Origin of the sequence: Parabacteroides massiliensis, assembly GCF_900155425.1 — a bacterium.
GTDB lineage: Bacteria > Bacteroidota > Bacteroidia > Bacteroidales > Tannerellaceae > Parabacteroides > Parabacteroides massiliensis.
In genome coordinates this window covers 334,254-357,547 of record NZ_LT700189.1, presented here as the reverse complement: position 1 = coordinate 357,547, position 23,294 = coordinate 334,254, and the positions used below count along the sequence as shown (strand labels likewise).

The 23,294-nt window shown below is 48.0% G+C and carries 17 protein-coding genes; 3 read left to right on the top strand and 14 right to left on the bottom strand.

Going from position 1 to position 23,294, the window contains the following annotated elements; translation table 11 throughout:
* Positions 1 to 55: 55 nt before the first annotated feature.
* On the top strand, positions 56 to 2,554 hold the full coding sequence (locus tag BQ9893_RS01525; protein ID WP_075964421.1) for a beta-N-acetylglucosaminidase domain-containing protein: 2,499 nt from the start codon (positions 56 to 58) through the stop codon (positions 2,552 to 2,554).
* A 77-nt stretch (positions 2,555 to 2,631) separates the two neighbouring features.
* Here BQ9893_RS01525 and BQ9893_RS01520 read toward each other — a convergent pair whose 3' ends face one another.
* The 4 genes from BQ9893_RS01520 to BQ9893_RS01500 are packed head-to-tail and all read right to left on the bottom strand — an operon-like array spanning position 2,632 to position 6,741.
* The gene (locus BQ9893_RS01520; RefSeq protein ID WP_075964420.1) at positions 2,632 to 3,609 is read right to left on the bottom strand and encodes a Gfo/Idh/MocA family protein; all 978 of its coding nucleotides are present in this window, start codon (positions 3,607 to 3,609) and stop codon (positions 2,632 to 2,634) included.
* A gap of 13 nt (positions 3,610 to 3,622) precedes the next feature.
* Positions 3,623 to 4,870 (bottom strand): 6-bladed beta-propeller, encoded by a 1,248-nt coding sequence (locus BQ9893_RS01515; protein WP_244155030.1) that lies wholly within the window; start codon positions 4,868 to 4,870, stop codon positions 3,623 to 3,625.
* Positions 4,867 to 6,324, bottom strand: coding sequence for a M56 family metallopeptidase (locus tag BQ9893_RS01505; RefSeq protein ID WP_244155029.1), 1,458 nt, complete (start codon positions 6,322 to 6,324; stop codon positions 4,867 to 4,869). The genes BQ9893_RS01515 and BQ9893_RS01505 overlap by 4 nt, the downstream gene beginning before the upstream one ends.
* A gap of 42 nt (positions 6,325 to 6,366) precedes the next feature.
* A complete protein-coding gene (locus tag BQ9893_RS01500; RefSeq protein ID WP_075964419.1) occupies positions 6,367 to 6,741 on the bottom strand; it encodes a BlaI/MecI/CopY family transcriptional regulator in 375 nt (124 codons plus the stop codon).
* A 1,341-nt stretch (positions 6,742 to 8,082) separates the two neighbouring features.
* Here BQ9893_RS01500 and BQ9893_RS01495 point away from each other — a divergent pair.
* Positions 8,083 to 8,367, top strand: a complete 285-nt coding sequence (locus BQ9893_RS01495) for an HU family DNA-binding protein (RefSeq protein WP_075964418.1) — start codon at positions 8,083 to 8,085, stop codon at positions 8,365 to 8,367.
* Positions 8,368 to 8,405: 38 nt separating this feature from the next.
* On the opposite strand, the gene BQ9893_RS01490 is transcribed toward BQ9893_RS01495, so the two are convergent.
* The 8 genes from BQ9893_RS01490 to BQ9893_RS01455 form a co-directional block, all read right to left on the bottom strand.
* A complete protein-coding gene (locus tag BQ9893_RS01490) occupies positions 8,406 to 10,844 on the bottom strand; it encodes a S9 family peptidase (protein WP_075964417.1) in 2,439 nt (812 codons plus the stop codon).
* An 87-nt stretch (positions 10,845 to 10,931) separates the two neighbouring features.
* The gene (locus BQ9893_RS01485; RefSeq protein WP_008148532.1) at positions 10,932 to 11,384 is read right to left on the bottom strand and encodes a hypothetical protein; all 453 of its coding nucleotides are present in this window, start codon (positions 11,382 to 11,384) and stop codon (positions 10,932 to 10,934) included.
* A 77-nt stretch (positions 11,385 to 11,461) separates the two neighbouring features.
* Positions 11,462 to 13,282, bottom strand: a complete 1,821-nt coding sequence (locus BQ9893_RS01480; protein ID WP_075964416.1) for a V-type ATP synthase subunit I — start codon at positions 13,280 to 13,282, stop codon at positions 11,462 to 11,464.
* On the bottom strand, positions 13,279 to 13,902 hold the full coding sequence (locus tag BQ9893_RS01475; protein WP_075964415.1) for a V-type ATP synthase subunit D: 624 nt from the start codon (positions 13,900 to 13,902) through the stop codon (positions 13,279 to 13,281). Before BQ9893_RS01475 ends, BQ9893_RS01480 begins: the two co-directional genes overlap by 4 nt.
* Before the next feature lie 13 nt (positions 13,903 to 13,915).
* Complete coding sequence (locus tag BQ9893_RS01470) at positions 13,916 to 15,232, bottom strand: V-type ATP synthase subunit B (protein WP_075964414.1); 1,317 nt, start codon at positions 15,230 to 15,232, stop codon at positions 13,916 to 13,918.
* A gap of 68 nt (positions 15,233 to 15,300) precedes the next feature.
* Positions 15,301 to 17,064: a V-type ATP synthase subunit A gene (locus tag BQ9893_RS01465; RefSeq protein WP_075964413.1), complete on the bottom strand. Its 1,764-nt coding sequence runs from the start codon at positions 17,062 to 17,064 to the stop codon at positions 15,301 to 15,303.
* Positions 17,065 to 17,150: 86 nt separating this feature from the next.
* Positions 17,151 to 18,020: a DUF2764 domain-containing protein gene (locus tag BQ9893_RS01460; RefSeq protein WP_075964412.1), complete on the bottom strand. Its 870-nt coding sequence runs from the start codon at positions 18,018 to 18,020 to the stop codon at positions 17,151 to 17,153.
* A 1-nt stretch (position 18,021) separates the two neighbouring features.
* Positions 18,022 to 18,612, bottom strand: coding sequence for a host-nuclease inhibitor Gam family protein (locus tag BQ9893_RS01455; protein ID WP_075964411.1), 591 nt, complete (start codon positions 18,610 to 18,612; stop codon positions 18,022 to 18,024).
* 324 nt (positions 18,613 to 18,936) lie between these two features.
* Between BQ9893_RS01455 and BQ9893_RS01450 the strand changes: the two genes are divergently transcribed.
* Positions 18,937 to 20,499, top strand: coding sequence for a cobyric acid synthase (locus BQ9893_RS01450; protein WP_075964410.1), 1,563 nt, complete (start codon positions 18,937 to 18,939; stop codon positions 20,497 to 20,499).
* A gap of 3 nt (positions 20,500 to 20,502) precedes the next feature.
* On the opposite strand, the gene BQ9893_RS01445 is transcribed toward BQ9893_RS01450, so the two are convergent.
* Together BQ9893_RS01445 and BQ9893_RS01440 are read right to left on the bottom strand one after the other, a co-directional pair.
* Positions 20,503 to 21,015 carry a UpxY family transcription antiterminator gene (locus BQ9893_RS01445; protein WP_075964409.1) on the bottom strand — a complete coding sequence of 171 codons (513 nt, stop codon included), beginning with the start codon at positions 21,013 to 21,015 and terminating at the stop codon, positions 20,503 to 20,505.
* 36 nt (positions 21,016 to 21,051) lie between these two features.
* Complete coding sequence (locus BQ9893_RS01440; protein WP_394333229.1) at positions 21,052 to 23,292, bottom strand: GH92 family glycosyl hydrolase; 2,241 nt, start codon at positions 23,290 to 23,292, stop codon at positions 21,052 to 21,054.
* Between the last annotated feature and the right edge of the window lie 2 nt (positions 23,293 to 23,294).

The window sequence follows — 23,294 nt, the reverse complement described above, 5'->3', positions numbered from 1 at the left end:
TTGTTTCATACCGGTAAATCTTCTTTCATTAATTAATCACCTAAATAACTCAAAAATGAAACTACTAAATCTAACCGCCGCCCTCTTTTTAGGAGGTGTCCTGCAAGCACAAAATTCCTTGCCGGCTATCCATCCGCATCCACAGGAAGTCACATTGTCGACCAAGCGGTTGATAGCGCCTCATGGTTTTATCCTTTCGGGCATGCAGCATCCGGATGAAGACGCCATGCGACTGATCAAACAAACCTTGCCGGTGACAGACAATCCCGAAGCGCTACCACTCAAAATCACGTTGATGGAAGACCAGGTTCCAGAATTGAAACGTTCAGGGGCCTATCTATTAATTATCACACCCAAAGAAATCGACATCGCCGTTTCCGACAATCGAGGTCTTTTCTACGCGGCACAGACATTGCAACAACTGGCACAAACCGACGGGCAAGGTAATACGGCACTTCCGCTCGGTGCTATCAAAGACTATCCCGACATCGCATACCGCGGAACCGTCGAAGGCTTCTACGGCGATCCGTGGAGTCATGCCGACCGAATCGAACAGCTTCGTTTTTATGGCAAGATGAAGATGAATACTTATATCTACGGACCGAAGGACGATCCCTACCACAGCTCCCCGAATTGGCGCAAACCTTATCCGGAAAAGGAAGCGACACAGATCAAGGACTTGGTAAAGGAGGCCGCCGCCAACAAGGTGGATTTCGTCTGGGCGATCCATCCGGGCCTGGACATCAAATGGACGGATGAAGACCGGATGAATGTGCTGAACAAGTTCGGAATGATGTACGATTTGGGAGTCCGCTCTTTCGCGGTCTTCTTCGATGATATTTCCGGAGAGGGAGCAAAGGCTGACAAACAAGCCGACCTGCTCAACTTCCTGCAAAAAGAATTTATCGAGAAAAAAGAAGGCGTCAGCCCGCTGATCATGTGTCCGACTGAATATAACCGGGCCTGGGCGGGAAGCGACTACCTGGATGTGTTGGGCAGAACGCTCGACCCGGCCATCCACGTGATGTGGACCGGTAACAGTGTGATCCACGATATCACACTCGAAGGGCAGGAATGGGTGAACAAGCGCATCCAGCGCCCGTCATATGTCTGGTGGAATTTTCCGGTAAGCGACTATTGCCGCGATCATCTGCTGATGGGACCGTCTTACGGACTCGATCCGAATGCGGCGTATGCCATGTCCGGTTTCGTAGCCAACCCGATGGAACGGGCGGAAGCTTCCAAAGTAGCCCTTTACGGAGTTGCCGATTATGCATGGAACATGAAAGCCTATAACCCTGAAAGCGATTTCGTAGAAGCCTGCCGTTATGTTTTGCCGGAAGCGCCCGAAGCATTCCGGACGTTCTGCGAGAACAATTGCGATCCGGGACCGAACGGCCACCGTTACCGCCGCGACGAGTCTGTCCGTAACGCCGGCTATGCCGGAGCATTTCTCAATGACTTCCGCCAGCACAACTATAATGCAGATGCCGCCGACCAGATGAACCGATTGTTCGCTGAAATCATAGCCGCTCCGGCCGCCATCGGAACAAGCCGCAACACGGCGCTGATAGACGAAATCAGACCATGGCTGATGCAATTCCACCTGTTGGGGAAGGCCGGACAAGCTGCTATCCGTACCGCCGAAGCCGGACAAGGCGAGGACCGTGTCACTACCTGGCAATCGTATCTGTCGCTCACATCGTTGCTCGACAGCATGCGCATGATCGACCGGACCTACAATCAAAATCCGTACCAGAAAGGGGTGAAAGTCGGCTCGCGTGTCCTGACTCCGTTCGTACAGGAGATACATTCAGGGGTCGAAAGTAACCTGCTGTTCTCAGACCAGGCAGATGCCACCGCCACCCGGATGAGCAAGGCTTCTATCCTGACGGATATCGAACAATTGAAATATCAGCCGTTGAAGGAAGGCAAGGATCAGATCGGATACAACCGCCTGAACGAGGTACTGCGCATCGAACCGGGACAATCCTTCGGCCTCACTTGGGAGTTGCAGAAAGAGGCTACCTCTTTCAATTTCAGCCTGCCGAAGAGTGAAAACAACGGACGGGTATTCGAATGGTCCGCCGACGGAAAACAATGGACGGCTATTGCAGATATACCCACCGACCAGGCTCGCTTCAAACTGGAAAAGATCGCTCCCGAAGCACGTTATATCCGTATGCGGAATGCAACGGACAAGCAGATGCAAATCTACCTGTATGAATTTGCCGTGACAACGAAGGGAGACACCTCCATCGACCCTGTCCGACTGATGTATGACAAGAATCTGGAATCTGTCAATACATTGCCCGCTGGTTCACACATCACGATCGATAAGGGGAAAAGCGGTTCGCTCGAACTGTATCTGTCCGGTTCCCCTCGTAGCCAAGTTGTAGTGGAAGGCACTCCCTTGAAAGGAAAAGTGAAACAGGTGCTCTATTCCGGCCCGGCAAATTACATCAAATTGAAAAAGGAAGCCTTGGAAAGTGTAAAGACATTAGTAGTACATAATGCAGGATCATCTCCTGTCAACATCCACGAGATCAATTGACAATTAACAATGGACAATTGACGATTAGGTCTCAAAGACATTTAATTGTCAATTGTCCATTGTTAATTGTCAATTGTTCAATCCATCGGAAACCGCACGCCCCATTCAGACCGAAGGTCATCCAACATCTGCATGACATGCAAAGTTTCCATATGCGGCATATAAGGCGTTTCGATCTTTCCCTCGCGGATCGCGTCGATAGAGGCTTGCACCTGATACTCGAACCCCGTTATCTGCGGCGGGCAGGTGTAGCGAGCCACTTCCTCGTGGCTCGTCGAATAGACGATTGCCTGTTGTGGGTTGTTGATATTGTCGACGATTATATATCCCTTATCTCCCGAAATAACTCCCTGCCTGTCGTTCGCACAAAAAGCGGTCATTTGCAAAACGGCCATCCGGTGGTTCCGATACACAAAAGTAATGCTGCTCTGCAAATCCACTCCAGTCTCACCTTTCACGCAAGCAGAAGTGATACCCGTAATCTCCGAGCCGAAAAGCATCCTTGCAAAGTTGATCGGATAAACGCCGATATCCAGCAAAGCACCGCCACAAAGTTCCGGTTTGGCGATGCGCTCCTTTTCGGCAATCGGATAGCCGATATTGGCCGTCAGCATCATCACACGCCCGATCGTACCGCCGTCGACCAGTTCACGGATCGTCCTGGAGAAAGGCATATAACGTGTCCAGATTGCTTCAGTCAAGAAAACCTTTTTCTCTTTGGACAAGCGTATCAACGCTTCCGCTTGCTCCGCATTGGCGGTGAATGCTTTTTCACATAGGACAGGCTTACCTTTTTCGAGGCACATCCGTGCTTGTTCAAAATGATGTGAATGAGGAGTGGCGATATAAATCAACTGCACTTCGGGATCATCCGCCAATTCCTCGTATGATCCGTAAGCCCGTGTAAAACCCCATTCACGGGCAAAGCCTTCGGCATTTTCCAAATTACGAGAAGCGACCGCATACGGTTCAACCCCTTCCATATCGCGCAACGTATGCGCCATTTTGCGGGCGATATGCCCGGCTCCAATAATTCCGACTTTAAAGTTTTCCATAATACTACATTTATTATTCCATGATTACCACTACCGGATTATCTTCCTCACCGACTTTCTTCAAGGCGGCTACTTCGGCGGGGATATCCGTTTTACCGGCGTTATCTTCGAACCAGGTTACGACCTCTTCCGAAGGGAGAATGGCGGCAAATTCGCCGGAAGCAGAAACAGAGACGGGCTGCAAGGGAAGGAAGCCATTCGTATCGTCGGTTATTTTATCATCGAAAGGACAGACTTTGACGGTTCCGTCCGCTTTCCGGTAAAGAGCATTATAGGTCTTCTGCTTGTCGTTATAGACATTTGTCATAAAACGGAAAAGGACCACCTCTTTGTTTTCCATGAACTTTGTTGGATAGATAGCGTCTTTCTTATCTTCGAAACGTTCGTTATAAGTCCATCCATGAACCCCCAAATCCAATACACGCGCAGGTTGCAACTCCTTCACGGCCGACACCCGATAGATCGTATCGTTGTAAGACTTGCGAAAATAGAGATCTTTGTCCGCATGCCAGAAACAGCTGTTACCAAGCGGATAAACGGCAGACTTATCGTCTTTATATTTTATGATCATCATACCGTCTCCGCCATCTCTCAAAACCGAGATGGAAGCGATGTCGTTCGGAGTGATCGCCCCGTCTCCCTCTTGCTCCGTCAGCAATGATTCTACACGGACAACCTCTTCTCCACGAAACAAAGCGATACGGGCCGGCAGGCTATCGGTAGCAGAATAATAGCCGGCGATAATATCCGCGTCCAAGTAATCGAACGCCGCTGTTGCCGGGAATTGTCCGGCAGGAATCGGAGGAGTCCAGATCTGATCGAATTTACCGTCCGCCCCATAAACAACGATTTTATTTTTCCATCCGGGAAAACTCAATTTGTCGGTATACGGGTTCTGCCATCCTCCGTGAACATTCGAATAGCCTTCGGGATCTTCGCCCACATGCCCTATCGAACGGATAAAACGGCCTGTCTTCTTATCGAACAACTGGCAACGGTTCCGTCCGGATGTCACCACAATCCAATCATTCAGAACGGTAGCATATGCCCCCTGTCCGACCTGGCAACTATCGGTCGTTTCCAATGCAACATAACGTATTTTCTTAAAACAATCGGAAGTCTTCAACTCCGTCTGATTGTCAAAAGCCGCTCCCAAAGGGATCACTTCGATTTTTGCTTTTTCAGCCTCGCCTCCGCCACAAGCGCAAAAGGCCAGGCAAGTCACCACGACGACCGGTAATAAACTTTTTTTCATCTTCATATATCTTTTCTTTTCAACTCTATTTCCATCACGCTTCTATCCTTAAACTTTTTCCCGTATTTCCGAAGTGCCAATTCCTGATTCAGGATGTTCATCGAACGGATCCTTTCCGTCTCGATCTTTTCGAACTCACTATACGGCATCTCCTTCCCATCGACGATAACAACAGGATCCAACGTGGGAGCAAGGCCTCCGATACGGGGAGCAGGTCGAAGTTTGATATCCGTCCCCGGAAGTGGCAGGAAAAGCCTGTTTCCTGCTGTATCACGCGGTTTGTCCAATAGCTTGTCCCTCCGCTTCGTTGTGATGAGCAACACGCCGTGTTTCCCCTTCTTCCCGTAGACACTGGTTGCTCCTTCCTCTTTCAGGACCGTTATGCTACCGATCAAAGCAGGGTCGAGTTGTTTCAAGTCCAAATCAGGCATTTCCATTCCGTCCAACACATAGAGTGGCTTTTCCTGTTCCTCCGTTATTTGTTGCGAGGGGATTGTATCCGGTTGCCGAATTACCTCTTCTTCCACTTCGCTCTGGGACCGGGAATAAAAATCGGAGAGGTTGATTTCTGAAATTTCATCTAACCGTACGGATACCTCAGGGCGGGCAAAAGCAACAACGGCAACGGTTGCAAGCGGAAGCACATAGAGGTACTTCAGGCGAGCCCAGGGATTTGATTTTTGTTTTAACATCATGGCAATTCGTTTTTTAAGTTTACTATGGTTGAAATTATTGGCCATAGAGGTGAAACGTTGTACACCGACCGCTTTCTTTATTAATAATAATTGATAATGCTTTGCATCCACACCATGCGCAATCACACACTCGTCCGCCTCATATTCGTGCACGTTCTGCAACTCTTGTTTTAGCAACCAGGCGGCGGGATTGAACCAATGCAGGACAACACAACATCCGGCAAGCCACATATCCAACGAATGGTAAGCCCTGATATGTGCATGTTCGTGTGCCAAGATTTCAGCCCCGCTCTCTTCCATGTCAATGTGGGAAATGACAATATATTTCATCCAGCTGAAAGGCGGGATCGTCCGGTCGGTCACGACAAGCCGCGTTCCATCCTCCAGCATGGTCATCTCGCCCGAGCGAATCAGATGGACAATCAGCCAAACAGAATAGAGGAACCGCCCCGTAAAAAAGAGGCATCCGCTGGCATAGACCACAAACAGAGCCACTAACCAAAACGAAAGGCCACTCTCTACCTCCACGGGAGTCCCAGCCATTTGCAATAACCGCCCGATATCCGACACCGTAGGCTGCACGATGGCCGGTTCATCCGTTGCAAACCGCATAAAAGGAACCGCCATAGAAAAAGCTATCACGCCGAGAAGCGCCATCCGGTTGAAACGGTGGAACGTATCCCGACTCAAAAGCAGGCGATAGAACAGGTAGAACACCGCCAGGCAACAGGTAGATTTCATTATGAAGACTAAAAATGTTCCCACGTTGAAAGAATTAAAGATTAATAATAAAAATCCTTCACTCTCTTAATTATCAATTGTCAATTGTCCTTTGTCAATTGATTCTATCAGTTCCTTCAGTTCCTCCACAGATATTTCCTCTTCCTTCACCAATGAAGAGATAACACCAAGATAGGAGTTGTTGAAATACTTGGCAATGACATTCTTCAACGTGCCTCGGCTATAGTCTGCTTCCGTCACGGTGGCATAGTATTGGTAGGTGTTACCAAACGTGTTATGTGCCAAAAAACCTTTCTCCTCCAATCCGCGTACAATTGTGGAAAGGGTATTGAAATGCGGCTTTGGTTCGTCATAAAATTCGAGCAGTTGCTTGACGAACAAAGGGCCTTTCGTCCAGAAATAACCCATGATTTCTTCTTCTCTTGCGGTCAGTCGTTTCATGATATTTTATTTATTCGGAGCAAATATAACTAAAATATTTAGTTTGCAAACTATTTAAATTAGTTTATAAACTACTTTTCTTAGTGAGTCGATAGGAACACAGGTATTTCCCTGTCCTAACCAAACCCAACAATCCGATATGAACAACCCGACAAACACCAATCGTTTCATGATAAGAATTATTAAAATATCCATTGATAACATTTTTTAATAAGCCATATCCATTCTTCCTTTTCCACATTGTTTACCTCTCTCCCATGCCTTCATCCATCTCAGGAACAACCTCAGAGGAGACCACCGTTCCAGCCAGTTGCAAATCCGATAGTGCCAAAAATAAAATCGTAATTCTCCATAATAATCAAGTAAAATTTTTACGAAGAAAGACTTTCCGTTTCCATCTTGTTTCCTTTTTTACCTGCCACTCCTCCGCCACACCCCTCTCCTTGTCCGCGAAACTTTTAAAGTCCAGATACGGATTGTCACAAACTTTCCATCGGCTTTCGGAGTCGTAAACAAATTAAAACGTCACTTGATTTTTGAATGCAAAATCGTATCTTTCAGTCACAAATCCCGAACATCTCATTGAAAAGGCGGTCAGGTATGGAGATAAAAAGCCAATTCATCGGAGTAGGAATCTAGACATTATTATTGCTATAGGGAATTGGAAATTATAAATTCACGCCCTTATTAAATTCTCAAAACCTGTGAATAAATAAGAGCTTTTTTAATGAAATGAATCGGGTTTTTCATAGATGTTTCCTATCTTTGTGGTGGTAATTGAACCTTGAAGCGTCAAGGAAACATTATCTATGATTTATATAAAAAGCGTTTTGGTTTATCCTTAAGTAGAAATCTAGACAATTTCAAGCCATAGAAGGGTCATAAACAAAAATGCTCATGTTTTGATTATATACCTACGTATATAGCATAAGGGCGTGAGCAAACTGTTGTATAGTACTGCATGGCGGGTTGTCTAGAACCTCTACTTAAGTCCGAACAACAGTCCTCACGCTTTTTCATTTTATAATACGCCTGACTTCGGAGGACTACCGGGCAATTTAACAAAGGGGCCTATGAATTAACAAGACAATATTTTTTCCACTTATAAGCGTTTTAGTATTATCCCTAAGTAGAAATCTAGACAATTTCAAGCCATCCGGGAAAGTAGCGAAACAATCAGTTCCAAACGTTTTATCGTATCTGTAAAGCGTGGGCTATGTTTATCGCTAATCAGGATTAGCGATAGTATTAAAGACAACAGTCCCGCGCTTTTCATCTTAGACAAATCCGCCCAGGGACAGGGTTCGGAAAGAAAAACAATAACGATAAAACAACTATTATATGACTACAAAAAGAGCACTAATTAAGGAATTGGCACAACGGATGGAATGTACGGACGTTGCCGCAAAGAAATTTCTGAATTCATATATCGAACTGATTACTGAAAAACTCGCAAAGGGAGAAGGTGTGAGCATTCATTATTTTGGCAAATTGGTTCCTCATTATCAGACAGAGCGCCCGGGGCGTAACCTTCGTACAGGCGAAGAATGTAAGATACGCGCCCGCACATCAGTAAAATTCAAGGCCAGTGAAATCCTGATTCATAAATTGAATACTGGGAAATAAAACAAAAAGGCGGTGTTTTGACACACCGCCTTTTTGTTTTATCGTTTCGGGATATCTACCGATATTTCTTGTTCGCCCAGCAGATTGCGGGAGAAATAGTCGACCATACGCCAATAGAAATATTCGTCCATGTCGCCGAAACCGTGGCGTTGTTGCGGTAAAAGCAACATATCGAAGCGTTTGCCTGCACGGATCAAGGCGTCTACCACACGGAGCGTATTGCCCGGATGAACATTGTTGTCGATATCGCCATGTACAAGCATCAGATGTCCTTTCAGCCTGTTTGCGATCTCCTCGTTCGTCTTGATGTTATAGACGAAAGTCGTATCCCCCTTTTCGCTGACCACTTCCTTCACGCCATGATGCGTTTCACTCCACCAACGGTTATAAATGCGGTTGTCATGGTTTCCGGCACACGAAACGGCAACCTTGAAGAAATCCGGATATTGCAGAATAGCTGCCGTAGACATGAATCCGCCACCCGAATGGCCATGAATACCGACACGGTTGATATCGATGAATGAATAGCGGTTGGCCAATTGTTCGATAGCCGCCTTCTGATCCGCCAATCCATAATCGCGCAAATTACCATAGCCGAAGTTATGATACCATTTTGAACGGCTCGGATGTCCGCCCCGGTTTCCGACCGTGATCACAATGAAGCCTGCCTGTGCCAGACGGTCCGTACGTACACTCATACGGCTGAACGGATAAACGGTAGCTTCGACCTGCGGCCCCGGATAGACATAATCGATGATCGGATACAGGGCCGTCGAATCGAAATTGAAGGGTTTATACATCACACCGTAGAGGTCGGTCACGCCATCTGCCGCCTTCACCTTAAAAGGTTCGGGAAACTGGTAACCGGCAGCCAGCAACCCTGAAAAGTCGCTCTCTTCGAGCGTCATCAGCTTCCGGCCGTTGCTATCCATCAAATCCGTACGTGGGATAGTGTTCACGCGCGAATAGTTGTTGACCACGAAGGCCGCGTTGTCATCCATGCTGACCGTGTGGAAATAGTCGCCCGGAGTGACCTGTTGCAAACCGTTTCCATCGAGGCCCACACGATACAGGTGTTCGTAGTAGGGATTTTCATCTTTATCTTTCCCGTTAGCCAAGAAGTAAACGACACGTTTGGCTTCGTCCACCTTCACGATCTGATCCACATGCCAAGGACCACGTGTGATACGATTCTTCAGGTTACCCTCGCCATCATAGAGATAGAGGTGCGCCCAGCCGTCGCGTTCGCTCCACTGGATCAGTTCCTTGCCATTACCGATGGTAGCCAATGGACGGACTTCCTGATATGTGTTCATACGTTCTTCGATAATCGGACGGATCGAATCCTGGCCGACCGTATACGAACAGATATCGATGCGGTGCAGATCGCGGCTCGAACGGGTGACGAAGAAACGGTCATTGTCGCCCAGCCAGACATTCGCCACCTCCTTCCGGTCACGGTCTTTCTGTTCCCACGGCCGACGTGCCAAGCGCAACGTCTGGTCTTTGAATGCCGACGTGCGGATTTCCTTGTAGCTGTTGTCGTTCATATCGAACAAGAACAGGTGTTCGACGGGGGCTTCCTTCTCACCGGGCATCTGGTACTTATAGGTTTCCAGTGTCGGACGGGGCGAAGCCATAGAGTTGATCACCCAAAGGTCTTTCACGGCACGCTCGTCTTCAACCGTCACGGCAAAATAACGGGAATCAGGCGACCAGACGATCCCCCAAACACCTTTCCTCTTGCCGTTGCAAAGCGTGTCGGTGTTCAGCAAGCTATAAGGTTGGCCGAATCCGAAGTCTTTCACACCGAAAGTAGTGAGTTGTATGTCTGTAACCGTGCTATCCTTATCGTCTTTCTTCAATTTCTCGTAGTCCTCGCGAGACATCCGGTAGAGGTTCAGGTCTTTTGCATACACGACCGTTTTGCCGTCGGGCGAAAACGAGGCCCAGTCCGGATATTTCGTTTCTTTCTTCTTGTCCTCGAGCCAGGTCAATTTACGCGTGGGATAGTCGTAGGAGAAAAAGAATATCTCTTTCTTCGGGCCTTTGTCCTTGTCGGTCGTGTCCTTTTTGGCATCTTGCGAAGAGGTGATCTGGAAAGTGAAAGTACGTCCGTCCTCCCCTGCTTCGAGTTTCTGGATGGGTAGCTGCTGGGCGGTAAACGGGTCTTTGACGATCTCGGTTATCTGTGCAGCAATATCGTCCAGGTCGAAAAGCGGACGCTTCGTCTTTGCCACCGGGTCGACGACATACCAGGCTTTGCCGTTACCGGTCTTATATTCGTACCAGAAGCTATTGCCTTTCTGAAACCAATGCGGATCGACGGATGTGGAAAAAAGCATTGTGTTCAGTTTTTCTTTCGTAAAACGTTCCGCCTGAACGTATCCGGATAACCGCTCTGCATCCTGCCCTTGAGCCTCCGTTCCGCAGAACATCCCGACACAAAGCGTCATTAATAGTAATTGTTTCTTCATCTGACGTTATTTTATATATACAAATAAAAAAGGCTGCATATAAAATATTGACATTATATGCCGCCTTTTTCGTTGTTCTTATTCAAATTATACCGGAAGAGTGCCACCGATCAGGATAACAACCAGCAAAGCCAAGATTGCATACAATTCGGGGAATACGGCCATCACCATAGTAGCACCGAACACATTGTGACCGGCTCCTACACCAGCTATACCATTTGCACAAACTTCTGCCTGACGGATAGCAGAGAACAGACCGGCAAAACCCAGTACCAAACCGGCTCCGAATACGGCTGTCGCATTCAACATCGTGATGCTATCAACCAAGAATTTCTGCATCATGAAGTAACCTACGAATCCATACAACCCTTGAGAAGAGGGCAACGCACTTAATGCGATGTAAGTACCCAGTGCATCGGGATTTTTCTTCATTGCTCCAACAACGGCGTTACCGCAGATTGTTACACCATAACTACTGCCGATAAAAGTCAGCCCTGTCATCAACGCAATACCCAGATAAGCTAATAAAATTGGTTCCATAATGAAAATTGTTTTTAATTTATTCTTTTGTTATTATTTGATTTTTCTTTGAGAGGGAAATGTTTCCCTTTTGTTATTTATACTTTTTTGAACGGCTTGTACTCTTTTCCGCCACCTTCGAATTCCGCATTCTTATAATATTCCACGAAAATAAGACGCAACGGGTGAACCAGCGAACTGATCGTACAGAGACCAATGTTGATCGAGTGGCCAACCAGCAGGATCAGCAACATGCAAACCGCACGCAGGACAACATTCATTCCTTCCGTCATGTCGACGGCCAGCGAGTTGAACACGCCCCCCAGAATCGCCCCGGTCAGCCCGATTGCGAACAGACGGATGTAAGAAAGCGTATCTCCCAACAGACCCGAAGCCATATTATAAGTATTCCAAAGTCCTGTACCGAAATTCAGGAAGATGTTCTTTCCCGGAGAATTGTAGAGAAAAGCCACCAGCAAACCGGCTGCCGCAATACCTAAGAATACATTCTTCACCGTGTCGGACAATTGTACGTTCAGCATCGGCAGGCCAAATGTGCAACACAGAGCAATAATGATAAAGACCCAGGCAAACGGGGCAATACCGTATTTTGTTCCTTTTTGCGACATGATCTTCAAAGCGGCAACCGCCTTTCCGAATACGATCTGCACCAAACCGATGATAATCGAGAACGTCATCAGGTTATCACTATTCACAAAGTAATCCTTTACGGAGGCAAACGCCGGTACATCGACCAGAGCGATACCGAAAAACGATCCTGTACAGATTCCGACAATCAGCGCCGCCAGACCGAGATACTGGAACAGGCTCAGATAGGGTTTGAAATCAGCCCCCACCTTGCGCTTCATAATCGTGCAAGCAATGATCACCAGCAAGCCATAGCCACCATCTCCGAAACAAAGTCCGAAAAAGAGCATAAAGAAGGGGGCGAAGAACGGCGTCGGGTCGAACTCGGTGTAGTTCGGCAAGGAAAACATCTTGGTGATCGGTTCGTACAACCGGTTGAACTTATTATTTTTCAGTTTGATCGGAACCCGGTCTCCGTCCTGTATGTCCAATTCCTGAAAATAATAGCCATCTTTTTCAAGGGCGGCCTCCATAGCCTGAGCTTCTTCTGTAGGGACAAATCCTTCCAGCAACATCAACTTATCACCGGCCTCGCGGTCTGTTTGTACCAACGTATGAGAGAGATTGAATTCGTTTTGGATATTCTTTTCCAACTCAATCAATGTATTGTACTGACCGGCGGCAAACTCCTTCAACTGATTGTTCAAGTCCTTGATATTGTCAAGTAATTGTTCTTTCGCGAGATGAAGTTTCGCCAAACTCCGGTCGGGCATTTTCGGACGTTCAGCATCGATGTCAATCGGTGTCCCCGCCTTGGTGATCGTCACGAAATAGGTGACCGACTGGAAATTATTGACCAGAAAAGCGTTGTACTCTTCTCCCCATTTGGGTTCGTATTTGGAAGTCGGGCAACTAAAGAACGTCACGTCGAAGCCCGCTTTTTCCAGCCGTCTGATATTTGCATAACTGAACTCTCCCCAGATATCCATATAAGCGATATCCTTCTCCAACAAAGCTTTTTCCGCTTGCAACCGGGCCTTCTTCTCCTGCATTTCTTCCAGATTGTCCACCAGTTTCAGCCCTTCGGCCTTCGTCAGTTCCCGTGCCGGAGCGAGAGTCGCTCCTTTCACCTGCGAATTCAAGCTCTTACAATAGCGGATTGCTGTTCCCACCTGTTTTCGTTCGGCCAGCAGAGCCTGTAGTTCCGCATTGTCCAAAATCGAGTTCGTTTCCTTCACATGCACAACACCCAATTCGCGGAGAGTCGTGAGGAATGCATCATATTCTCTATGATATACCATGAAGGCATATTTGCTCATCTTTACTATCATACTTCAGCCTCCTCTTTTTCTTCTTTCGCTTTACGCTTTTCCTGATTAGCCCGCATGATCTTTTGTGATGATTTGGAGAGGCTTTCCTCGTCTTCCATAAATCGTTTCACTTTGCGGATCGCATCTTTATACCCCGGAATCTGCACCTTCTCAAAAAGGTTCACCTTCTGAGTAGTTTTCTTCCGCGCATGCTCCAACAACTCCAACTTCATTCCCGAAAACTCGGCTTCGATACCGGTACGCGCCAACTTCTTCAATAGCTCGATACCGTCGGCAAACCAAGCCGGGGCATTGAACAGGCTGTAACGACCGATCTCGAATTGGATCTCGTCCAACACAGGAACCACCACGCCGGCTATTTTTTTGGTGGAAAGAGAAACATCCCGTACCGCAATCAGTTCGGGATTGAACTCGTTCCACAGAGCCACCATGTTTTCATAACTCTGTATTTCCTGTTCAAGCTGAAGTTCCAATTTCGTCACTTCGTCTTTAGTCCGCTTCACTTCGATACGCAAGGCGCTTTCCTTGCTCTTGATCGTTGGCAGGGAACGCTCACGCATCTTCAGTTGCTTTTCCAATTGCTGAAGGGAAGTTTTATTATATTGAAACTTTATTGCCATACTTTTTAAATTGTCAATTCTTTTTCCAATATTTGTCGACCAACGCCTGTTTGATATTCACTTCGGCCGGTTCAAAATACTCGCCGAACAAATCCCATGCCACATCGAGCATTTCGGTCGTATCGAGATTGACGTCGATAGCCAATAGCTTTTCGGAATAGTCTTTTGCGAAAGCCAATGTACGATTGTCGTAGTCTGTCAGGTCGAAACCGTTCTCCATCTTCGTCTTCGCATTGGCGGCATCGGCATACAGACGGACGGCGGCGTTCATCACCTGCGGATGGTCTTCGCGCGTCTTCTTTCCGGTCACCAATTGTTTCAGACGGGACAGGCTTCGGAACGGGTCGACGATCACCTTGCCGACATCGCTATCCTTACGGAGGTACAACTGGCCTTCGGTGATATAGCCCGTATTGTCAGGCACGGCATGCGTAATGTCGCCACCGGACAGAGTCGTCACGGCAATAATCGTAATCGAACCGCCGGCAGGGAACTGAACAGCTTTCTCGTAAATCTTGGCCAAATCGGAATACAAGGAACCCGGCATGGAGTCTTTCGACGGAATCTGGTCCATACGGTTGGAGACTATTGCCAAAGCATCCGCATAGTTGGTCATGTCGGTGAGCAGCACCAACACCTTTTCGTTCTTTTGCACAGCAAAATATTCGGCCGCACACAAGGCCATATCAGGGATCAGGATGCGTTCTACAGAGGGGTCTTCCGTCGTATTGATGAAACTGACGATACGATCCAGTGCACCGGCGTTGCTAAACGTATTCTTAAAAAAGAGATAATCGTCATTCGTCATACCCATGCCACCCAGGATAATCTTATCGGACTGAGCCCGCAAGGCTACCATTGCCATTACCTGGTTGAACGGCTGGTCGGGGTCAGCGAAGAACGGGATCTTCTGCCCGGTCACCAGCGTGTTGTTCAAGTCGATACCGGCAATACCCGTAGCGATCAGTTCGGATGGTTGCTGGCGGCGAACGGGGTTCACGGACGGACCACCAATTTCGACATCTTTACCTTCGGGTACAGGACCGCCATCAATCGGATCACCATACGCGTTGAAGAAACGGCCGGCCAGCTGGTCACCCACCTTCAAGGAAGGAGCCTTTCCCATGAACACGACTTCAGCATTCGTACGGATACCTTCCGTACCGGAAAAGACCTGCAGGGTCACTTCATCGCCGATAATCTTTACCACCTGAGCCAGTTTGCCGTCAACAGAGGCCAACTCGTCATACCCAACCCCCGTTGCTTTCAGCGAACAGGTCGCTTTTGTAATCTGGGTAATCTTTGTATATATTTTTTGAAAAGCCTTCATAAAAAAACTTCGTTTTTTAATTGTCAATTAACAATTAAATGTTTGTATATATTTCCCTTTCTAAATTGTCAATTATCCATTGTCAATTGCTTAGCGATCAGTTCATCGAGCTGGGCGTTAAACGCCTTGAACTGTTCACTCTCATATTCGGAATAGTTCATTTGCTTGAATATGTTGATCATCTTCTTGAAGTATTCCATTACATCGAGGAAGGAGCCGAACTTGAACTCGGTATGGCAAATCTTCACAACCTTGTCCAACATGAACTCCTGACGTGCGAGCGGGGTTACCGCATCGATCGCATCGAACGCATCCTGTTGCAGGATCACGAAGTCGATCAGTTCCGATTTCCAGAAGATCACGTGATATTCCACCGGTACACCATCGTCACCAAGGATGTTGATCTGTTCGGAAATTTCCTTACCGCGCAACATTCGTGTTTTGATCTCGTTCACCTTGTCGATCCATGTCGGAGAGATATGTTCTGCTATATATTCCTGAAATTCGGGATATTCAAGGTATTTAGAGTAACTATCGATCGGGTTCACAGCCGGATAGCGTTTACGGTCGGCACGCTCCTGCTCCAATGCGTAGAAGCAACGAGCCACCTTCTTCGTATTTTCCGTCACAGGCTCTTTAAGGTTACCACCGGCGGGCGATACCGTGCCGATGAAAGTAACGGAACCCGTTTCACCATTATTCAAATGTACATATCCGGCACGTGCATAGAAGTTGGCCACGATTGCGGACAAGTCCATCGGAAACGCGTCCGGTCCGGGAAGTTCTTCCAAACGGTTGGACATTTCACGCAAGGCCTGTGCCCAACGGGAAGTCGAGTCAGCCATCAAAAGCACCTTCAATCCCATACTCCTGTAATACTCAGCGATTGTCATGGCCGTGTAGACAGACGCTTCACGGGCGGCCACGGGCATGTTCGACGTATTGGCGATAATGATGGTACGCTCCATCAACTTACGGCCCGTATGCGGATCGACCAGTTCGGGGAACTCGGTAAAGATTTCCACCACCTCGTTCGCACGTTCACCACAAGCGGCAATGATCACGATATCGGCTTCTGCCTGTTTGGAGATGGCGTGCTGAAGCACGGTCTTTCCGGTTCCGAACGGTCCGGGGATAAACCCTGTACCACCTTCCACAATCGGGTTCACCGTATCGATCGTACGGACCCCCGTTTCGAGCAACTTATAAGGGCGCGGCTTCTCTTTGTAGCAGGTGATGGCGCGTTTTACCGGCCAGCGTTGTATCATCGTCACCTCCACATCTTTGCCGGCTTCGTCCGTCAGGACGGCTATCACCTCATTGATTGTATATTGTCCTGCTTCTTTCAGGCTCTTGATCGTATATTCTCCCTTGAAGGTAAAGGGGACCATGATCTTGTGAGGCTGGAAGTTTTCGTCTACTTCACCCAACCAGGCACCGGCGGCCACCTTGTCGCCCACTTTGGCAAGAGGTTTGAAATCCCACAACTTATCATTGTCCAACGGGAACGTGTATTCTCCGCGTTTGAGGAAAACACCTTCCATCTTGTCGAGGTCGTTCTGCAAACCATCGTAGTTGCGCGACAACATTCCCGGTCCCAACGTTACCTCCAACATATGTCCTTCAAACTCGGCTTCGTCGCCCACGCGCATACCGCGAGTACTCTCAAATACCTGTACAAAAGCATTCTTGCCTATTACCTTAATAACTTCCGCCATCAGCTTCACGCCTCCTACGGAAATGTAACAGATCTCATTTTGGGAAACCGGTCCATCCACCTCTACGGTAACAAGGTTGGAAACGATTCCTTTTACAATTCCTTTCGTAGCCATAATCTGTTTATTTATGATTTATGATGTATGACTTATGATTTGGCATCGACGCATAAATCATAAATCTGAAACCATAAATCCGGATATCATTTTTTATTGTTTCTTTTAAATTCTTCCAAGGCATTATCGCTGCCTTTCTTCATCGCTCCGACGATCTCACGGAAAGTCTTTTCACCGGTCGCCTTATCCAGTGTCACCCAACGTTCGATCATTTCCAGTTTCAGCAGATAGGCGAATACACTCTCTATGTCGAAAGGTTTAAAGAATGTATGTTCTTCGAGCCATTTCCACTTCAAGAGGTCCACTTTCTTCTCGCGAACCATCAAATCCGTTTCTTCGGCAATACGCCCGAGATCGGGCAAATAGTCCACCGTATCTCCCAACCCGAAATCACGGGCGTTGGATGTACGAAGCGCCTGGGCGACTTCATTCTCTCCGACGATATAGCTGGCTTTATCGAAGCCGTGTTTGCGACAGGTGATAGCCGTCAGCATATTGTTGATATTCAAATTCAACTCGAACCAATCGCGAACGAACCTGTTCGGATTTTTCATGGCATACGCATAGTAAAGGGCTGCCAAGCGGTCTTCCCACGGGATTTCGGAATTGTTTTCTTTTCCTTGCGCGTCAAGGTAAGCTCTGAAAAACGCCTTGAAATAAGGAGGTATCCGGTCATTCTTGGGAATTTTTTCTTCTTCCTTCAATGCTTTGTAAAGGGCATCGAACTCTTCGTACGTTATACATCCCCTCTGATCCGAATCACGGTCCGGTTGTTTGAGATGATCAATCAGGTTCTTATTGTCGAATTTGAGGAAGAACAGATCGATCAGCTTCTTATCGGCTTTCGTCAGTATGCCGTCCAATTCCTGTCTGAATTCGCTGATGGAATAGGTCAGTTTACTATCGTCGAGCGCGATATTGGGGAGTCCTGCGATTAAGCAATAATACTTACCCATATCAGAACAGCATTTCTACCAATCCGGGACGAAGGAATTCTTTGAAGAAAGCGACAAACTCGTCTTCTCCGAAACTAACTTTATACGAACCGTCAGCCGGGACGATCGCGAAAGAGGCATCATGACCGCTCACTTTTTCAATTTTCACACCGCCATCCAAGAGACTTTTGGCATTGGCTTCGAAATACCGGGTGAGTGCATCGGCATCGGCCGTCTGGATCGTGATAGCTTCCTTCACCACCCATTCCTTTGCCATTTCTAAAACCATTTTCTGCATAAATGCAGTATCAGAAACGATCGCTTTCACATTGGAGGAGGTGATTTTCCCGGTAATGAGATTTACCACTTCGCTCTTCAGCGCTTCTACAGCTTGGGTGGCAAACAACTTCAATTCGGCTTCCGTATTCTTTTTCAACTCGGCTGCTTGCTTTTCAGCCTGCGCCACAATACGTTTCGCTTCTGCTTCTGCTTCAGTCAAAATAGCCTGTTTCTGAGCATTTGCATCGGCAATGATTCGCCCTGCTTCTTCGTTGCCTTTCTCTACTCCTTCCTTGTAGATCTTGTCGGTCAGTTCCTGAATCTTTGTATCCATTTTTATATTTATTTTTAAGTTGTTCCCATGTAAGTATTAAACGCCTACAAAGTTATTCTTTTTTTGGAATTATCACTTATTTGTCCATGAAATCACTATTGAAAAAAGCGTCATTACAAAATTATAACCATATTCTTTACCTCTATTCGTCAAAAAACAATGAATTTTGTTCCATCCGTACCATAATTATTGAAAATACTATCGCCCGCAAAAAATTTTTAACATTAAAATCTACCCAAAACAGTCTTTTTTTTCGACAGAAATGACAAATTGCATTCTATCTTTGTGCTGCATTTTTGTGTCATCTACATAAATCCAAAATAAATGAACAAACACCTGAAACCGATCATGTTTGTCGGGACTTGTTCCGATGCAGGCAAAAGCGTTATTAATACGGCTTTCTGCCGTATATTCAAACAAGACGGATATCGTCCGGCTCCGTTCAAGGCGCAAAACATGTCGCTCAACTCCTACTCCACGCCCGAAGGTGGAGAAATGGGGCGTGCGCAGGTGGTACAGGCCGAAGCTTGTGGGATCGCTCCGCATACGGATATGAATCCGGTGTTGCTGAAACCAACAAATGACAAAAGCTCTCAGGTCATCTTGAACGGCCGGCCGGTCGGAAACATGTCGGCACGGGATTATTTCGGCATGCAGAACCGAAAAGAGAAATTGTTCGAAGAGGCGGTCGCTGCCTTCCACCGTCTGGAAAGCCGCTATAGCCCGATCGTGCTGGAAGGAGCCGGCAGTATTTCCGAACTGAACCTGCGTGAGCGCGACATCACCAACATGCGAATGGCCAAGCAGGTGGGAGCAGCCACCTTTTTGGTCGCCGACATAGACCGGGGCGGTGTCTTCGGGTCTGTCTACGGGACAATCGCTCTGCTGAAACCGGAAGAAAGAGCGTTGATCAAAGGTATCATTATCAATAAATTCAGAGGAGATGCTTCTCTCTTTGACGAGGGGCGGAAGATAATCGAGGACTTGACCGGTGTGCCGGTCGTAGGCGTGATCCCTTGGTTTCGCGACATCAAGATCGAAGAAGAAGATTCGGTTGCCCTCGATATGAAACACAATGCCTTCCGGGACGGAAAGATCAACGTGGCGATCATCCTGTTAAAGCGGATGTCCAATTTCACCGACTTCGATGTTTTGGACATGGACCCCCGTTTCAATGCTTATTACACGAACAACATCGATGAGATAGAAAAAGCGGATATCATCCTGATCCCCGGATCCAAGAACACACTTTCAGACTTGCAAAGCTTGCGGGCAAACGGCATAGCCGATGCAATTATACGCGCCCGCAAAAACGGGAAAAAGATCATCGGCATCTGTGGTGGGTATCAGATGATGGGGGCACGGATCGAAGACCCGGACGCTATCGAGGGTAACCTGCCCGCCGTTCCCGGGCTGGGCCTGTTGCCGCAATGTACGGTCATCGAACCGGAGAAAGTAACCTGCCAAAGTTCCTTCACATTCCTGCCCTCCACTGGGCGTACGGACGACGTATGGAAAAACGGGGCGCAAAACGCCCTCCATGGCCATTGCCGGGGCTACGAGATACACATGGGCCGGACAACACGGCTTGGCGACGCGCCCGAAAGCCCGGTCTGCATCCTCGATGACGGACGGACGGACGGCTATTACGTGGACAACATGTGTTGGGGCAGCTATATGCACGGGATACTGGACAACCCGGAGGTTTTGGACAACCTGGCCGAAGGTTTTGACAAAGGGAGCAAAGACGCACAACCGTGCACCTCTGCCCCCTTCGACTATGCCGCATTCAAAGAAGAACAATACGATAAGTTGGCGGCTTTGGTCAGAAAGCATGTCGATATGGATTATGTCTATCGGCAACTGCTTTTTGCAATTGACAATTGACAATCATTTCAACCGGTCTACCCTCGCCACCTCGTCCAGCCTGACACAGACGGTAGCTCCCAATTGTTCGAGGTAAAGAAAGAGGTGATTCTTTTTGACCCTCTTCACTTTACCGGAAATATGTTTCATGGCCCCGCAAAGGATTTCGACTTCTTCGCCGGGGCATAAAGCATGTTCGGCGGCCTGATCGAGAAATTCCTGGATAGCATTGATTTCTCTTTGGCGGACAACGGCCGGTTTTCCATTGTAATAGACAATACGAGCCACGCCATACACCCGGGTCAGATTTCTCAACACAGGATCGGTACACCGTACAAACAGATAAGAGCTAAACAACGGCAATTCCACAATCTTGACACGGTCAGACCAAACCCGGGGTGCACGATGGAGCGGAAGCCAGCATTCGATTCCGAGCGCACCCACCCGGTCTCTCACCTGTTTTTCCGCTCTTGGGGCGGTATATAATACATACCAATTTTTTTTATCAGCGTTTATCTTTCGTTTTTTCTCCTCCATAACGTATACAAATATACGACTATTTTTTTATCCGGCTTACTGCTGCTTCGGACCGACCGATGGCGGCGGGTTTCCGACTCCCCATTCCTTATTGGCTTTCGGTCCCATCTTCAGAGACAGAACGCCGCCGGCGGAAATCCGGCTATGGTCAAACCAGGGCCGGTTCAATTCTTCGCCATTCAACGTAACCGATTGCACATATTTATTATCATGGGTTGCACCGTCTGCCACAATCTCAAACACATTACCATTTCCAAGGTCGATCTTCACGTCCGAAAAGACAGGGCTGCCGATATTGTAGGTCGGGGATCCCGGTGTCACCGGATAAAATCCCATCATACTAAACACCACGAAGGCCGACATACCACCACCGTCTTCATCGCCGGGAACACCCATCAGGTCATTACGGAACCATTCATCGAGCAGGACACGGATGCGCTTCTGTGTCTTCCAAGGTTGCCCGGCATAATTATAGAGATACGGGATATGCAGGCTCGGTTCATTTGCCATCGAGAACATGCCGACATTGCCGGTGTGGTCAGGCAGGAACGAATAGAATTGCCATTTGGACATGCCCAAGGGTGTATCGAACATCGAATCGAGGGCAGCCGTAAAGGCTTCGTTTCCACCGATGAGCGAAACCAGGTCGCCGATATTGTGTTGTACATCCCAACGATAGACATAGCCGTTGTTCTCATCATAATAATCACGGGCTCCCAGGCCTCCGGAATACCGGTAGTCCACTCCTTCGATAAAACGGCCGTCCTTGTCCTTCGGATGGAAGAAGCGGGTTTCCGGATTAAAGAGGTTCCGGTAGTTATAAGACCGGGCAAGGAAATATTCCGCATCTTCTTTCTTTCCCAGTTCGGCCGCAATCTGCGAAAGGCACCATTCGTCATAAGCCGTCCCTAAGGTAACGGCGACCGGCTGGCGTTTTTCCCACGGAGAGACGTTCTCTACCGTTTCCTTCTCTCCCGGTTTCAAAGCGGGGATATAGCCATGTTCCTTATAAAACTCATCCAACCATCCGGAAGGAGCCGCCGACCAGGGGATCAGCGTTTTTTCCTCGATACCCTTACGGGCTGCTTCGTAGGCTTTTTCAAGATCGAAACCGCGAACACCTTTCCGCCATGCATCGATAACGGTGGCTACGGCGTGGTTGGAGTTCATTCGACGGGAATCGCCGGTCACTTCGGGAAACGTCGGCATCCAGTTTGTCCCCATCTGCTGGGCCATCAAGAGGTAGGAATTGATAATATCGGTCTCACGCTCCTTATCGATCAGGATACGAAGCGGATGGGTGGCACGATAAGTATCCCAAATCCAGTCGTCGGTATAGAACGAATGGCCACCGTCATCATGTATCTTGCCGTCAAAGGCGCTATAGTATTTACCGTCTTCACTCAGGTTCACCGGGCGTTCATAACAACGGTACAAGGAGGTATAGAAAATAGTCTTGTCGTTTTCGCTTCCTCCGCTCACCTGTATCTTGCCCAAAGCGTCGTTCCATTCGTTGCGTCCGATCCGGGCGATCGCATCCACATCGTAAGAGTTGATCTCACGTTCCAGGTTCTTCCGGGCTTGCTCCGTGCTGATAAAAGAGATTCCATAACGAACGCTGATCTCTTTCTGACCGGAGAAAGCCAATGCCAAAGCTGCATTTTTCCCTTCTACGGACGATTCACCAAACTTCACGGTTCCATCGGACAGGACACCGGATTTCTCCGGCGCCTTGTCTGTTTCGGCATATAAATAGACTTTCGTTTTCTTATCTACATATTGAAAACCGCTGACCGTATTTCCATCACATTTCAACTCTCCGTTACGGCTATTGAACACCAGATAAGCCAGTCCGTCTTTCTCAAATGTAAGGTTGTAAACCGCGCTCTGGTGAGAGGGGGCATAATCGACCTCGATATTCGCATCGTCCAAATAGACCTGATACCGATACGGGACGATTTTTTCCCGATCATAGCTATACCGGATAACCGGTCTCAGCCCTGCCTCGTCGCCTTGATAAGGACTCAGGTTGAAGGCCGAACTGCCTCGATGGCTCGTCACGATGAGAGGCAGGCCTCCCAATCGGTCTCCCGTGAAGTCGCTTCGTTCGGGATAGACACGCAACATGCTGTTTGGCAGGTGGACGGTCGGATAGGTCGGCACCAGCAGATGACTGATGTTCCCCATATAGGGATTGACATATTCAACCGGTTCTTTCGGCAAATCGCCGGCTGCCGGTCGCTTTCCTTTGACACAATACCTGTCGACAATCATCATGA

What these genes read in the sequence shown, in the direction of transcription:
- BQ9893_RS01520 (WP_075964420.1), bottom strand. Translation starts at nt 3,609, where the DNA reads ATGGAAAACTTTAAAGTCGGAATTATTGGAGCCGGGCATATCGCCCGC.
- BQ9893_RS01495 (WP_075964418.1), top strand. Translation starts at nt 8,083, where the DNA reads ATGACTACAAAAAGAGCACTAATTAAGGAATTGGCACAACGGATGGAA.
- BQ9893_RS01455 (WP_075964411.1), bottom strand. Translation starts at nt 18,612, where the DNA reads ATGGATACAAAGATTCAGGAACTGACCGACAAGATCTACAAGGAAGGA.
- BQ9893_RS01440 (WP_394333229.1), bottom strand. Translation starts at nt 23,292, where the DNA reads ATGATGATTGTCGACAGGTATTGTGTCAAAGGAAAGCGACCGGCAGCC.
- BQ9893_RS01500 (WP_075964419.1), bottom strand. Translation starts at nt 6,741, where the DNA reads ATGAAACGACTGACCGCAAGAGAAGAAGAAATCATGGGTTATTTCTGG.
- BQ9893_RS01470 (WP_075964414.1), bottom strand. Translation starts at nt 15,232, where the DNA reads ATGAAGGCTTTTCAAAAAATATATACAAAGATTACCCAGATTACAAAA.
- BQ9893_RS01485 (WP_008148532.1), bottom strand. Translation starts at nt 11,384, where the DNA reads ATGGAACCAATTTTATTAGCTTATCTGGGTATTGCGTTGATGACAGGG.
- BQ9893_RS01450 (WP_075964410.1), top strand. Translation starts at nt 18,937, where the DNA reads ATGAACAAACACCTGAAACCGATCATGTTTGTCGGGACTTGTTCCGAT.
- BQ9893_RS01490 (WP_075964417.1), bottom strand. Translation starts at nt 10,844, where the DNA reads ATGAAGAAACAATTACTATTAATGACGCTTTGTGTCGGGATGTTCTGC.
- BQ9893_RS01465 (WP_075964413.1), bottom strand. Translation starts at nt 17,064, where the DNA reads ATGGCTACGAAAGGAATTGTAAAAGGAATCGTTTCCAACCTTGTTACC.
- BQ9893_RS01460 (WP_075964412.1), bottom strand. Translation starts at nt 18,020, where the DNA reads ATGGGTAAGTATTATTGCTTAATCGCAGGACTCCCCAATATCGCGCTC.
- BQ9893_RS01445 (WP_075964409.1), bottom strand. Translation starts at nt 21,015, where the DNA reads ATGGAGGAGAAAAAACGAAAGATAAACGCTGATAAAAAAAATTGGTAT.
- BQ9893_RS01525 (WP_075964421.1), top strand. Translation starts at nt 56, where the DNA reads ATGAAACTACTAAATCTAACCGCCGCCCTCTTTTTAGGAGGTGTCCTG.
- BQ9893_RS01480 (WP_075964416.1), bottom strand. Translation starts at nt 13,282, where the DNA reads ATGATAGTAAAGATGAGCAAATATGCCTTCATGGTATATCATAGAGAA.
- BQ9893_RS01475 (WP_075964415.1), bottom strand. Translation starts at nt 13,902, where the DNA reads ATGGCAATAAAGTTTCAATATAATAAAACTTCCCTTCAGCAATTGGAA.
- BQ9893_RS01515 (WP_244155030.1), bottom strand. Translation starts at nt 4,870, where the DNA reads ATGAAGATGAAAAAAAGTTTATTACCGGTCGTCGTGGTGACTTGCCTG.